Origin of the sequence: Pseudidiomarina indica (assembly GCF_900104245.1) — a bacterium.
In the GTDB taxonomy this organism is placed as follows: Bacteria; Pseudomonadota; Gammaproteobacteria; order Enterobacterales; family Alteromonadaceae; genus Pseudidiomarina; species Pseudidiomarina indica.
In genome coordinates this window covers 58,013-71,627 of sequence record NZ_FMXN01000009.1, presented here as the reverse complement: position 1 = coordinate 71,627, position 13,615 = coordinate 58,013, and the positions used below count along the sequence as shown (strand labels likewise).

General features: G+C 49.5%; 11 protein-coding genes. 7 read left to right on the top strand and 4 right to left on the bottom strand.

Annotated elements, in window-relative coordinates; translation table 11 throughout:
• The first annotated feature begins 71 nt into the window (after positions 1–71).
• From BLP64_RS08215 to BLP64_RS08195, 5 genes are all read left to right on the top strand, one after another.
• Complete coding sequence (locus BLP64_RS08215) at positions 72–530, top strand: c-type cytochrome (RefSeq protein ID WP_092593573.1); 459 nt, start codon at positions 72–74, stop codon at positions 528–530.
• A gap of 114 nt (positions 531–644) precedes the next feature.
• Positions 645–2,864: a catalase/peroxidase HPI gene (gene katG, locus BLP64_RS08210; RefSeq protein ID WP_092593571.1), complete on the top strand. Its 2,220-nt coding sequence runs from the start codon at positions 645–647 to the stop codon at positions 2,862–2,864.
• 95 nt (positions 2,865–2,959) lie between these two features.
• Positions 2,960–3,844 (top strand): LysR family transcriptional regulator, encoded by an 885-nt coding sequence (locus tag BLP64_RS08205; RefSeq protein ID WP_092593602.1) that lies wholly within the window; start codon positions 2,960–2,962, stop codon positions 3,842–3,844.
• A gap of 78 nt (positions 3,845–3,922) precedes the next feature.
• A complete protein-coding gene (locus BLP64_RS08200) occupies positions 3,923–4,903 on the top strand; it encodes an LLM class flavin-dependent oxidoreductase (protein WP_092593569.1) in 981 nt (326 codons plus the stop codon).
• Positions 4,904–5,014: 111 nt separating this feature from the next.
• The gene (locus BLP64_RS08195; protein ID WP_199286056.1) at positions 5,015–7,660 is read left to right on the top strand and encodes an EAL domain-containing protein; all 2,646 of its coding nucleotides are present in this window, start codon (positions 5,015–5,017) and stop codon (positions 7,658–7,660) included.
• On the opposite strand, the gene BLP64_RS08190 is transcribed toward BLP64_RS08195, so the two are convergent.
• Together BLP64_RS08190 and BLP64_RS08185 are read right to left on the bottom strand one after the other, a co-directional pair.
• Positions 7,646–8,935, bottom strand: coding sequence for an anti-phage deoxyguanosine triphosphatase (locus BLP64_RS08190; RefSeq protein WP_092593567.1), 1,290 nt, complete (start codon positions 8,933–8,935; stop codon positions 7,646–7,648). The genes BLP64_RS08195 and BLP64_RS08190 overlap by 15 nt on opposite strands.
• A gap of 24 nt (positions 8,936–8,959) precedes the next feature.
• A complete protein-coding gene (locus BLP64_RS08185) occupies positions 8,960–9,445 on the bottom strand; it encodes a YajQ family cyclic di-GMP-binding protein (protein WP_092593565.1) in 486 nt (161 codons plus the stop codon).
• Between the two features lie 192 nt (positions 9,446–9,637).
• Here BLP64_RS08185 and BLP64_RS08180 point away from each other — a divergent pair, with 192 nt between their 5' ends.
• On the top strand, positions 9,638–10,603 hold the full coding sequence (locus tag BLP64_RS08180) for an alpha/beta hydrolase (protein WP_176754952.1): 966 nt from the start codon (positions 9,638–9,640) through the stop codon (positions 10,601–10,603).
• A 7-nt stretch (positions 10,604–10,610) separates the two neighbouring features.
• Here the strand turns inward: BLP64_RS08180 and BLP64_RS08175 are convergent, their stop codons facing one another.
• Positions 10,611–12,218: a M48 family metallopeptidase gene (locus tag BLP64_RS08175; protein WP_092593561.1), complete on the bottom strand. Its 1,608-nt coding sequence runs from the start codon at positions 12,216–12,218 to the stop codon at positions 10,611–10,613.
• Between the two features lie 35 nt (positions 12,219–12,253).
• Positions 12,254–12,847 carry a LemA family protein gene (locus BLP64_RS08170; RefSeq protein WP_092593559.1) on the bottom strand — a complete coding sequence of 198 codons (594 nt, stop codon included), beginning with the start codon at positions 12,845–12,847 and terminating at the stop codon, positions 12,254–12,256.
• Between the two features lie 81 nt (positions 12,848–12,928).
• On the opposite strand from BLP64_RS08170, the gene gmk reads away from it, so the two are divergent.
• The gene (gmk, locus tag BLP64_RS08165) at positions 12,929–13,570 is read left to right on the top strand and encodes a guanylate kinase (protein WP_092593557.1); all 642 of its coding nucleotides are present in this window, start codon (positions 12,929–12,931) and stop codon (positions 13,568–13,570) included.
• Positions 13,571–13,615 lie beyond the last annotated feature (45 nt).

Below are 13,615 nucleotides of genomic sequence, written 5' to 3'. Positions count from 1 at the left end.
AGATTCATCGAGGAAATGCGAATGATTCGATATAATGGTCGAGATTTTGTTGTCCCAAATAGAGAATTGTTATGTCCCTAAATCGATTCCTGATCCTGTTGTTGACTGTTGTAGCACTGGCTGGATGCCAAGCCGTGACAACGTCTTCAGCAGATGTTGCGCCATCAGCAAGTGCGCCGTCCACTATTGTTCATGATCCTGAATTAATCGAACGAGGTGCGAAAGTTTTCAAATACCGATGTGCGGCATGTCATAGCCTAGATACCAGCAAGAGTCAGTTTTTTGGCCCCCATTTGGCCAACTTAATTGATCGGCCGCTGGGGCAGGTGGAAGGGTATCAATTTCCAGAGTACTTGAATGATTACACCCACATTGTGTGGGACGAAGCAACCCTCGCACAATGGATAGAAACGCCACAACAAATGATCCCAGATATGTGCATGCCCTATATGGGGCTGCCGAACCCCGCCGACCGCGAAGCCCTCTTGACATATCTTAAGTATGGGCAGCAATTGAGAAATTCTCCTTAATTCAATAGGTTCGATTGAGCTAATCGGATTTATGAGTTACCTCTTGTTGAGCAAAATCGGGTATTCCTACTATTGTCAAATCGACCATCACGGTTTCCTATGGAGGGAATACTTATGCTTAAAAAATCAGTTTCGTTGTCTGTGGTAGCACTTGCAACGGCAGCTGCAATAGCGTCCAGCGCTGCGGCAGCAACTATGGATAATACGACGCCAGCATTTTGGTGGCCAGATCGTCTTGATTTATCCCAATTGCGCGATCATGACCCTAAGTCCAACCCAATGGGTGACTTCGATTATGCTGAAGCGGTCAAGCAAGTTGACTTCGACGCTGTCAAAAAAGACATCGAAGCGTTAATGACCAGTTCACAAGACTGGTGGCCAGCGGACTACGGTCACTATGGTCCATTCTTTATTCGGATGGCTTGGCACGGTGCAGGTACCTATCGGATTCACGATGGTCGTGGTGGTGCTGATGGTGGTCAACAACGTTTCGAACCGCTTAACAGCTGGCCGGATAACGTCAGCCTAGATAAGGCGCGCCGTTTGTTATGGCCAATTAAGCAAAAGTACGGCTCAAGCTTGTCTTGGGGTGACTTAATGACTTTAACTGGAAACGTTGCTTTGGAGTCCATGGGTTTCCAAACTTACGGTTATGCAGCAGGTCGTGCGGATGATTGGGAACCAGATAACGTCTATTGGGGTCCTGAGCAAGAGTGGTTAGCAGACGAGCGCTACAGCGGTGATCGTGAGCTTGAGCGTCCACTTGCAGCGGTACAAATGGGTTTGATTTACGTGAACCCAGAAGGTCCAAACGGCAACCCAGATCCAATTCTTGCGGCGCACGATATTCGTGACACCTTTGCTCGCATGGCCATGAATGACGAAGAAACTGTGGCATTGATTGCGGGTGGTCACACGTTTGGTAAAGCACACGGTGCACATAATCCAAATGACTGTTTAGGTGAAGCGCCAGCAGGTGCAGCGGTTGAAGACCAAGGCTTAGGTTGGAAAAACACCTGTGGTAAAGGTCACTCAGAAGACACCATTACGTCTGGCCTTGAAGGTGCTTGGTCAGTGGCACCAACTCAGTGGACCATGCAGTTTTTAGATAACTTGTTTGGTTTTGAATGGGAAAAAACACGTAGCCCAGCGGGTGCGATTCAGTGGATTCCAGTTGACGGTCAAGCGGCCAACTTAGTTCCTGATGCGCATATCCCTGGAAAACGTCATGCTCCAATCATGTTTACCACGGACATCGCCTTAAAAACCGATCCAGAATATCGGAAAATTGCTGAGCGTTTCCGTGCAAACCCAGAAGAGTTTGAACAAGCGTTTGCCAAAGCTTGGTTTAAGTTAACCCACCGTGACTTAGGTCCACGTGCACGTTATGCGGTTGATTTAACGCCAGGTGAACCATTGATTTGGCAAGACCCAATTCCAGAAATTGATTATGAGCTGATCAATGACGCTGAAGTTGCCAAGTTGAAAGCAAAAATCTTGGATTCTGGTTTAACGGTTGCTGAGTTAGTGCGTACTGCATGGGCATCTGCTGCAAGCTTCCGTGGTACGGACATGCGTGGTGGTGCGAACGGTGCTCGTGTCGCGTTAGCGCCTCAGAAAGATTGGGCAGTGAACAACCCACAAGAGTTACAAAAAGCCTTAGCTGCGCTTACCAAAGTTCAGCAAGACTTTAACCGTAGCTTAGCGAAAGGCAAGAAAGTATCTCTTGCGGACGTGATTGTTTTAGGTGGTGCTGCAGCTATCGAGAAAGCAGCGAAAGACGCCGGTTACTCAATCACTGTTCCATTTGCTCCAGGTCGTAACGACACCACCGCTGAGTGGACGGATGCAGCATCATTTGCGGTGCTTGAGCCAAAAGCAGATGCGTTCCGTAACTACTACAGCACTGATGCTCGTATGGCACCTGCGAAAGAATTGGTTGAGCGTGCAGACTTACTCACCTTGACCGTGCCAGAAATGACCGTGTTGGTTGGTGGGATGCGTGCGCTAGGCGCGAACTACGGTGATGCGACCCATGGTGTCTTCACTGACCGCCCTGGCCAATTGACCAATGACTTCTTTGTGAACTTGCTTGATATGGGAACCCAGTGGGCACCATCAAAAGACCAAGAAGGCATTTATGAAGGCCGCGATCGCAGCACGGGTGAATTGAAGTACACAGCAACCACTGTGGACCTCATTTTCGGCTCGAACTCTGAATTGCGTGCGGTTTCTGAGTACTACGCACAAAGCGACTCTGACGAGAAATTCGTTCAAGACTTTGTGAATGCGTGGGTGAAAGTCATGCGATTGGATCGCTTTGACTTAAAATAAGCGCAAGGCGTTGAATGAAAAAGGGAGCGACAAGCTCCCTTTTTTATGGCATTGATCTTGGGGAAGCAGTTTTTATTCAAAAAAAGGAAGCAAAGGTGGCTCGTTCAACCATTGAGCAATGGCGGATGTTTAAAGCAGTTGCTGATTTTGGTGGCTTTCAGCAAGCAGCCGATCAAGTTCATAAAAGTCAATCCACAGTACACCACGCAGTCAGCAAGCTCGAGGACGTGTTGGGGGTTAAGCTGATCGAGGTGCAAGGGCGGAAAACGTCCATCACTCCAGCCGGTGAGCAATTGCTGCGGCGGATCAATTATTTGCTGGCCGAAACTGAGCGCTTAGAGAATGTCGCTCAGAACCTTAAGCAAGGCGTGGAATCCCGTTTAACCATTGCGGTGGATGAAGCCTTTCCCAAAGAGATTCTGTATCAATCCTTGGTCGCTGTTTCGGCCGAGTTCCCCTTGGTGCATATGGAAGTGATCGAAACCATCCTGACCGGTGCCAATGAGTTATTGAATAAGGGCATGGCAGACATCGCACTGTCTCCTTTTACCTTAGCGAATGAGCTGAGTGAAGATATTTGTCAGTTAGAGTTTATTGCGGTGTGTGGTGCGGAGCATCCGCTAGCCCATAAAACCAATGTGACGCCCGAAGATTTAAAGCATCATCGACAAATCGTCTTACGTGATTCGGGGGTGGAGAGTAAAACAGATATCGGTTGGCTAGGCTCCGAACAACGTTGGACGGTCACCCACTTGGCCACCTCCATTGAGCTGATCCGCAAAAACTTGGGCTTCGCTTGGCTGCCCCAGCGTTCCATCGCAGAGCTATTGCAATACGGCATGCTGGTACCGATCCAATTACAGCGAGGAGCGACACGTTCGAGTAACTTCTATTTGAATTTTCGAGATGCGGAAGTGTTAGGCCCCGTTGCTCGTAGTTTTATTGGCAACGTACGTTACCGCTCCTCCGATCCTGATTAACCTGAGTTTTATCTTTTCTTAGCTAGGTTTGTTAGCATACTTGTAGGCGTTATTAACCGAAGAATTTAAGGAGTGCTTGTGGCAGTACTGTCGATTCTGGATTTATCTCCCATTAATGAGGGGAGCGATGCCGGGGAGTCACTGCGTCGTTCCGTCGATTTGGCGCAGCATGCAGAGCGTTGGGGCTATCATCGATTTTGGATGGCAGAACACCATAATATGACTGGCATTGCCAGTGCCGCAACCGCAGTCGCACTCGCTCATATTGGCGCCCACACCAACAGTATTCGTATTGGTGCAGGCGGTATTATGCTGCCAAACCATGCGCCATTGATCGTTGCGGAACAGTTTGGCACCCTTGCAGCTCTTCATCCCAATCGAGTCGATTTAGGGCTGGGGCGAGCTCCGGGCACTGACGGGCCGACCTTACGCGCGTTGCGCCGCACCTACGACAGTGCTGATACGTTCCCGAGCGATGTGCAAGAGCTGCTCGGCTATTTGGATGACCCTAAGCCGGGGCAGCGCATTAAAGCCGTGCCTGGAATGGGCAGCAAGGTGCCTGTGTGGATTCTTGGCTCGAGCCTTTTTGGCGCGCAACTTGCCGCCCATTTGGGGTTGCCGTATGCCTTTGCATCACACTTTGCGCCAGATTACTTGCAGGCTGCCATCGAGGCTTATCGAAATAACTTTAAGCCGTCACAGTATCTTGATAAACCCTATGTCACCGCTGCGGTGAACGTGTTTGCAGCCGATACAGAGCAAGCGGCAAAACGCCTGAAAAGCTCGATGCTGCTACAATTTATTGCCTTACGGCAAGGCAATCCGGGCCCTTTGGCAGCACCGGTGGATGATATTGAAAAACGAGTTGATCCAGGCGCCTTAGCGGCGGCGAATCATGCGTTAAAATATTCTGCGACTGGAACTGCTGAGCAAGTGCATCAGTATTTGCGTGACTTTGTAGCGGCGACCGGCGTGGATGAAATCATGCTCACCTGTCATGCTTTTGAGCATGAGCAGCGGCTACGCAGTTTTGAAATTGCGAAGGATTGTTCATTTTAACAGCATTAACATTATGATGAGCAAGGGTATATAACCACAATTTTTGTATTGCAATTTTACATTGTTTGGTAGACCATCTGTACAAATAGTCACCAATCATGGAATTGTATCGTGACAGAATACGCGGTTGGAGTCATCGTGGGTTTAGCGACAGTGCTGATTCTTGCACTGGGGATAGCGCTAATCTTTTGGCAGCGAGCCCGACACCAAGCCGAGTATTTACAAGCCTTTATCGACGCTGAATACGACACGCTCAGTTCGTTGGTGAAAAACCACCCACTGGCCACCAAACTGGCCGATATTTGTGCCTTAGTTGAGCGACAAATACCTGGTTGTTATGCGTCTGTGTTGATTGCCGATCCGCAAGGGCGAACGCTGAATGCCATCGCGGTCAAATCCTTGCCTACTTATTACACCGATGCGCTGCAAAATATTCCTATAGCGGTGGGAGAAGGGGCCTGCGGGTCCGCTGCGGCCTTGCGCGAACCGGTCATTATCACGGACACTCAGCAAGATCCACGCTTTCATGATTACCGCGAATTGATTACAGAATTAAACTTAAATGCCGCTTGGTCATATCCAGTATTTTCTCCGTTTGATCGACGCCTGCTGGCCACCTTTGCGCTGTATTCTGTGCAATCCCGCGATCCCACTTCCGAAGAAGAACGCTTGATCACACGCAGTTGCGATTTAGTTTCATTGGTCATTGCGCAGCATCAAGAACGGTATGAGCGACTCTGGAGCGAACAGCAAACCCGCTCGCTATTTCAGCAAAACCCTGAAGCAGTGTTTACCCTGGATTTAGATGGCACCATTACTAGTGCGAACCATGCATCGGCTAAGCTGGTCGATATGCCGTTATCCGAAATTGCTGGCCAACATTATGAATTGTTCTTAATGGAAGATGATAAGGAACGGGCTGGGCAACATTTTGCCGCTGCAAAACGAGGCGAGCCGCAACATTATACGGTTAGAGTTGTCGATAGCCATGGGGCCATGAAACGGCTCGAAATTACCAATATTCCCATGATCATTGATGGTGAAATTGTGGGTGTTTATGGCATCAGCAAAGATATTACCCAACAAAGTGAAGTGGAAGAACGGCTGCAAATATTAAACCGGAGTGTGGAAGCCAGCACCAACGGGATTGTGATTTGTGATGCGCGGGCTGATGATTATCCCATCATTTATACCAACCCTGCCTTTACTGCCATTACCGGCTATACCTTTGCCGAGGTTGAGGGGCGTAATATGCGTTTGCTGCATGGACCTGAAACCGATCCGAAAACCATTGATAAAATTTACTTGGCGCTCGAAAAGCAGCGAGAAATTCGCTGTGTTATCCGCAACTATCGGAAAACGGGTGAAGCATTTTGGAATGAGTTATTTATTTCCCCAGTAAGTGATAGCAGCGGCGTGATTACTCACTTTGTGGGGCTTCATAATGATATTTCGGAGCGGGTGGAACGAGAAGCTGAATTAGCATATAACGCAGCTCATGATGTATTAACGGGGCTGCCCAATCGCACGTCGTTAGAACGGTTTTTACAACAGGCCATGAGTGCAGATACCGACCAGCGTATTTATGTGTTGTTTATCGATCTCGATGGTTTCAAGCCGGTCAACGATAGTTTAGGGCACGAGTGGGGGGACCAGGTATTGGTGGAAACTGCTGCCCGAATTCGGCGGGTTGTTCCGGCTGCGGATATGCTGGCTCGTTTTGGCGGCGATGAGTTTGTGGCGGTCATTCAAACGGCCACAGATGACGAAACTGTGGTGCAGTTAGCCCAAACAATCTTGCAGCAGTTTGAGCGCCCCTTCTGTAACGGGGATGCGGAGGTTAGCTTATCGGCCGCAGTGGGCATTGCCAGCAGCGCCATTGCGGTGAATAAACCGGTGGAATTGGTGCAGTATGCAGACGTTGCCATGTATGAGGCGAAACGTCGTGGCAGTAATACCTACCAATGGTTTACACCCGATCTTGAAGCAGATTCGCAACACCAATTGATGCTGCGCTCGCAATTGCAAGAAGCCATACAGAAACATCAATTCCGAGTGTTTTATCAACCCATTGTTAGCCCCGATAAAACGGTTGTGGCGGTGGAAGCCTTGGTGCGCTGGCTGCATCCTGAACGGGGCTGGATGGCACCCAACGATTTTATTCCATTAGCAGAGCGTACCGGGCAGATTGTGCCCATCGGCACCTGGGTATTGGAGCAAGTTTGTCGCGATATGCCGCAGCTACGGGCGGTGGGTGTGCCACATATCAGCGTTAACTTCTCCCCCATGCAGTTTTATCGTGATGATTTTATTGAGACGGTGACGGGGTATGTGGAGCAGTATGGCATTGCACCCGGTGAATTAACCGCTGAAATTACCGAGAACGTGTTATTACGTGATGCGAATCACGCTATCCGGATGATGAATGAATTGCGCAAGCTGGGGCTTGCTATCGCCTTGGATGATTTTGGCACCGGCTTTACCAGCTTGAGTTACCTGAACATGATTCCGGCTCAGAAGTTGAAGCTAGATCGCGAGTTTGTGCATCAAATTCATCAAAACCCTCGCAATGGCGCGATCACGCGGGGCATTTTAGCCATTGCGGCTGAGCTTGATATTACGGTGATCGCCGAAGGAGTAGAATCGCCAGCGGAATTGGATTATTTACAATCCTATGGCTGCAACTACCTGCAAGGGTATTTATTCTGTGAACCCCTTGCGCTGACAGACTTGTTGGTGTGGCTAGACCACAAATAAGTTGCGGTACATCCGTTCGGCGTAATCATCGGTCATGCCTGCAACGTAATCACATAACACCCGATCGGCACCAATTTGGCCTTGTTCTTCCATGGCTTTGCGCCAGCGCTGCTGGGTATTGCGCGGCAGCAAACGCAGCGGGTCGGTATGTAAGGCACTGAACAAATCAAGCAACATATTTTGGCTGCGGAAGCGTAATTGCTGAATCGCAGGATCATTAATGACGTGTTCAAATACCACATCTTTCAAGCTTTTCAGTAAGTAAGTTTCCGCTTCAGGTAAGGTTGCGTTGTAGCGAATGAGCGGCTCGTCGGCATCGGCCAAGACTTCTTCAAGGCGTACTGTGGTGACAAAAATATTGACCAAAGCACCAATCGCATCTTTACGGCGATGGTGTTCACGGGCAAACAATTGCTCTCCCAATTCCTCAATCAGTGTGGCCAAGCTCACCGGTAATTCAGGAGTCACGGTTTCAAAATGAGATTCCCATTGGCTCACACTTAAGGTTCCCGTGACAACGGCATCTTCCAGATCATGCACACCATAGGCAATATCGTCGGCCAGCTCCATGAGCGAGGCATCCAATGATTTGTAGAGGGACTTTTGTCCGGGAGCCTGGGGCAACAATTCCACCGACTGAAATAGGGCGAGGTCGTTGTCTGACAGCGGGGCCAGCACCCAATCTAACAAGTCCGCATCACAGTGAAAGAGTGCTTTCGGTGGCTTCCATTGATTCAAGCTACCACTGGGTTTTGGGCCAGCAGGTGCTGGCAGTGGTGGCATCAGCACTGGATACTTCAATAAACCGAGCAAGGTGCGACGGGTTAAGTCCATGCCATGTTCTGGATGGTAGGCTTCGAGCTTGCCAACAATACGAAATGTTTGCCCGTTCCCTTCAAAGCCACCCGACTCAAGCATTTTGTAGTGCAACGCAGCTTCGCCCCCGTGTCCAAATGGAGGATGCCCAATATCGTGTGCCAGACACAAAGTTTCCATCAGGTTCCAGTCAGGCAGATAGTCAGTTTTAGACGTGGCGCTTACTTGCTGCAATTGATTGATCAGGGATGCCCCAATTTGGGCTGCTTCTAAGCTGTGGGTGAGACGTGTCCGATAAAAATCGTTCTCGCCGACGTTCATGATTTGGGTTTTGGATTGCAATCGACGAAATGCCGCTGAGTGAAGCACTCGTGCGCGGTCACGTTGCCACGGTGTCCGCAAGTCTCCAGGGCGATGGAGGGAGGCGTCTGAACGGCGTTGTTGCCAGAGGGCTGTCATCGATTTCATCCTTACTCAGTAGAGTTAGTCTCGGAAGTTCTCAAATTGTAACGGTAGCTCAATATCTGATTGACGCAATAGAGCAATGGTTTCTTGCAGATCATCTCGCTTCTTGCCGGTGACACGAATTTTGTCTCCTTGAATGGAGGTCTGAACTTTTAGTTTGCTGTCTTTAATTTTTTTCGTGATTTCTTTGGCCAGCGGCTGATCAATGCCTTGTTTAAAGGTCAATGCTAAGGAATAGGTTTTACCGCTATGGGTCGGGTTATCGGGGATATCGATTCCGGCCAGGCTAATGTTCCGTTTGGCACAGTGATTATTGAAAATGTCTTGCAGCTGGCGCACTTGGAAATCGGACTCAGAGGTTAATGTTACCGTTAAGTCTTGTAATTCAATGGTTGCTTCAACCCCACGGAAATCAAACCGAGTGGCAAGCTCTCGGGTGGCATTTTCTACCGCGTTGCGCAATTCTACTTTGTTGATTTCAGAAACAATATCAAAACTTGGCATGATTCGTCGCCCTTCACAATTCGATTCACAAATAACGAACCCTAATTATCGCAGGTTGGGCAGTTTTATACAAAATAATCGAGACTGATGAGGAATCCAGCGGAAGGGAATGTAAATGCTATGGGCGTTTAAAACAGAAATGGTATTATCAGTGGATAAATCGCGAGACAGGGTATGGAAATAGGAATACGCATGAAAAAAGTGTTCGGGATAGGGTTGTTGCTGATTGGTTTATCAGGTTGTGCCACCTATGTTGAAAAGGCTTTATCAAGTCGTCCAGGAAGCGGGGTCAGCTATGGGGGAATTGAAACCTACGTTGCTGAAGCTGGCGGGAGCATTCGTCAGTTTTGTATGCCATTTTTAGATGGTTGTACCGATTATATCTATGCGCCAGCAAACCTTGACGACCAACCCTACGAGCAGAAATTCGAGGTAGTGGCCAATGACATCACCCTAAACTATGACTTCACCTTAAATCGAGAACAGGTCCCCGAAGCCCGCCGTGGCACGCTGATTCTGTTACACGGCTATGGTGGTAGCAAAGAATCGCTGCTGCTGCTGGCGAACTATTTTCGTTACCTTGGTTTCCACGTCATTATTCCTGATCTCAAGGGGCATGGTGGCTCTACTCAAGATGAGCCTGGCTTTGGGGTTGACGATGTCGATGTCATTCAAGCCTTAATTGAATCCATGCCAGCACGAGAGCGGCCCCACCCGCTTTATATTGCAGGCTACTCTATGGGAGCCATTGCCGCGATTCATACTGCGCGCCAACGGGATGATATCAGTGGTGTGCTCTTATTTGGGCCAATGCGTGAGTTTGAAGACGCCGCGGTTGCTGTATCAAAAATGAGTTACCGCCGGCTGAGTAAAATTGTCGGGGAAGAGCCGGTGCGGGAAGGGGTTCGTAATACCTTGAGCAAGCGCGGCATTGATGCCAAGGAGCTTGATGTTCACCACTTGTTGTCAACGTTTCAGACTCCAACTTTAATGATTGCTAGCGATCGCGACCCGATTGCACCCTATGATTATTTTCAGCCCCTCCAGCAGGGCAATGTTAGGGTGAAAAAGTTGCCCGACCGGCATCATTTTTTACTGACCATCCCCGATGAAAACTTACATGATCTCGTGTATCCGTGGTTGGAGCAGCATCATTAAGCAGCCTCTATAACTCGGTAGGTAAGGGCGCACCAATACACGCACATAAGGTCACCACCAGGGTTCGTTCTGTGGTTGAGATATGTTGATCGGCCTTGACCACTTCGAACCAGCGCTGGACGAGTTGTTGCTTTTGTTGCGGTGACCAGCGCTGGCAAGTGTTTAAGGCGCGTTCGAGTTGATCGAATTGAATTGGCTGCTGTTGCTCGGCCTGTTGCAAAGCCGTTAAGGTGACTTGTGTAGGATCTGCTTGCTGCAACAGTTGGTTAAAGCGTTTGCTGCTATCCAGCTGGCGCGCCACCAATTGGCATAAACACCAATGAAATAAATTTTGCTGATCGGCATGCTGTTGCAGTGTATTAAGCAAGTTTTGGCGTTCGGCCTCCGATAGTTGGCGTAGAGCAGGCATGGCCAACTCCACCAGGGCCAGTTGTTGCTCCGTATTTAGAGAACGGATGGCCTCACCCCCTTGCAGCAATTGTTGGATCACGTTGGGCGCTTGATCCGCAGCGCGAATTTGTTCCAATAATGCCAACGGAAGGGCCAGCTGCGCGAACCGATCCACGGGCGAAGGCGTTGGCTTCGAGGTTTGTAACCGTTGTGCCATGGCTTGTTGCGGCTCAGGGTAACGACCATCCCAGTGGGGCATCACCCGCTTAATACGTTTGGCGAGCGGGGGATGGGTTGCCGTCAGGGTGAGCCACGAACTCAATGCTTGGCCAAAGAACAAATGGGCCGCCTCATCGGCATTTTTATGCTTGATACGGCTGCCTTGCTGACGCGCCCCAATTTGTTGCAGTGCTTCTCCGAGCGCGTTGGGGTTGCGTGTGAATTGCACGGCCGCGGCATCGGCTAAGTACTCGCGTTGCCGACTCACCGCCGCCTTGATGAGATTTCCGAATAGCACTCCCATGAAGCCGATCACCATTAATGCGATGCCCAGCAGCGGTAATAAGTTTTGTTGTCCCTGCGAGTGGCGCGAGCGATTGTTCCCCGAATACATAAGAATTCGGCCGCCGTGTGCAATCACCAAAATCCCCGCGAGGGCTGCAATTAAGCGGATATTAAGACGCATGTCACCGTTGAGAATATGACTAAACTCGTGGGCCACCACCGCTTGTAACTGCTCACGAGAAAACGTTTCGATGGCGCCCTGAGTCAAGCCAATGACGGCATCTTTGGTTTCGTAACCTGCCGCAAACGCGTTAATGCTAGATTCATGGGGTAATATATAGACCGTAGGCACTGGCATATTGGCAGCGATGGCCATTTCTTCCACCACGTTGAGCACTCGTCGTTGCAGAGGGTCTTGCGTGTCTGGCGCAATAGGCACGCCGCCAAGCTGCTCAGCCACAACGTGGCCACCTGGCCGCAGCTGGAGCCATTTCACCAGCATGGTGAGCAAAATCCCAGCGGCAACAACCAGTGCAGCGAGTGCGATGGGCGGCCAATGCAGCTGATAGGTATCGTTTTGTTGGAGCTCGACGCCCCCCAATAGCGCAGCGGTGATAAGAGCAGTTAAGCCAATCAGCGACGCAAAGGCGATGATGAACAGCACCACTAATAGCGTGGTGTTACGCTTTGCTTGTTGTTGGTGTTCAAAAAAGTTAACCACTCGCTCCCTCCAACCTTACCATGGCCGTCTAAAGCCTAAAACTGTACTTTGGGCGCCGCCTGAATTGCTGCACTATCGGCAAATTCCAGCAGATTAGCTTGGCTCCCATGCCCGATTGCCCCGGCGATAACGATCTGCGGGAAAGATTGGCGATAGGTGTTATAGGCGGTGACAGCATCGTTATATGCTTGGCGTGCAAAGGCCACACGGTTTTCTGTGCTGGTTAACTCTTCGCTCAGTTGCATCATATTCTGATTGGCTTTCAAATCAGGATAGGCTTCCATCACCACATTAAGACGGCCTAGCGCACTCCCAAGTGCTGCTTCTGCACCGCTCAGCTGCTGCATGGTTTGGGGGTTGGTGGGGTCACTCGCGGCTAGTGGTAATGCGGCGGCAGCTTGATTACGCGCGGCAATGACTGCTTCTAAGGTTTCGCGCTCATGACTTAAGTAAGCTTTCGCTGTTTCCACCAAATTCGGAATTAAGTCGTAACGACGCTTCAGTTGCACTTCAATTTGCGCAAAAGCATTCTGAAATTGGTTTTTCAGTCGTACCAGCTTGTTATAGATGATAAAGACATAAAATAAGATAACTATGACAATCAACAAAATGATCGTGCCTGTGCTCATCACCATTCTCCACTCTAGTTATTTGAGTCTTCAACATGCTATGCTTTACGGCTATTAGCAAGCTGAACTCTGTAAAAATTCATGACAACATCCATTGCGACCGGTAATTTATTTATTTTGGCTGCTCCCAGCGGGGCGGGTAAATCGAGTTTAATTCGAGCCTTACTTGAGCGCCATTCGCACGAAAGTATGCAAGTTTCAGTGTCTTGCACGACGCGGGCGCCGCGTCCGGGTGAAATTGATGGTGTGCATTATCATTTTCTAACCGAAGCACAGTTTCAAGAGAAAATCGCCAACAATGAGTTTTACGAGTGGGCCCATGTCTTTGGGAATTATTACGGCACCTCAAGAACCTATATTGAAGAAACGCTGGCGTCAGGAATTGATGTGTTCTTAGATATTGATTGGCAGGGTGCTCGTCAGGTTCGTGCGGCGCACCCTGAGGTGCAATCGATCTTTATTGTGCCGCCAAGCCTTGAGATCTTAGTTGAACGCTTGCGTCAACGAGGCCAAGATAGCGAAGAAGTGATTCAAGCACGAATGGAAAAAGCCCAGGCGGAAATGTCTCACTACCATGAGTTTGATTACTTGCTGGTGAACGACAAATTTGAGCAAACCCTCACGCAATTAGAGCACATTGTGTTTGCGCAACGTCTGCGAGTCCCCTTGCAGCAAGTGCGTCATGCCGCTAAAATTAAAGATCTCTTGGCGAATGACGGCTAAATCCGTATAATTCTTGGCCCATTTGGCACATTTAATTGGAGTAAA

What these genes read in the sequence shown, in the direction of transcription:
- BLP64_RS08170 (WP_092593559.1), bottom strand. Translation starts at nt 12,847, where the DNA reads ATGAGCACAGGCACGATCATTTTGTTGATTGTCATAGTTATCTTATTT.
- gmk (WP_092593557.1), top strand. Translation starts at nt 12,929, where the DNA reads ATGACAACATCCATTGCGACCGGTAATTTATTTATTTTGGCTGCTCCC.
- katG (WP_092593571.1), top strand. Translation starts at nt 645, where the DNA reads ATGCTTAAAAAATCAGTTTCGTTGTCTGTGGTAGCACTTGCAACGGCA.
- BLP64_RS08185 (WP_092593565.1), bottom strand. Translation starts at nt 9,445, where the DNA reads ATGCCAAGTTTTGATATTGTTTCTGAAATCAACAAAGTAGAATTGCGC.
- BLP64_RS08180 (WP_176754952.1), top strand. Translation starts at nt 9,638, where the DNA reads ATGAAAAAAGTGTTCGGGATAGGGTTGTTGCTGATTGGTTTATCAGGT.
- BLP64_RS08215 (WP_092593573.1), top strand. Translation starts at nt 72, where the DNA reads ATGTCCCTAAATCGATTCCTGATCCTGTTGTTGACTGTTGTAGCACTG.
- BLP64_RS08190 (WP_092593567.1), bottom strand. Translation starts at nt 8,935, where the DNA reads ATGACAGCCCTCTGGCAACAACGCCGTTCAGACGCCTCCCTCCATCGC.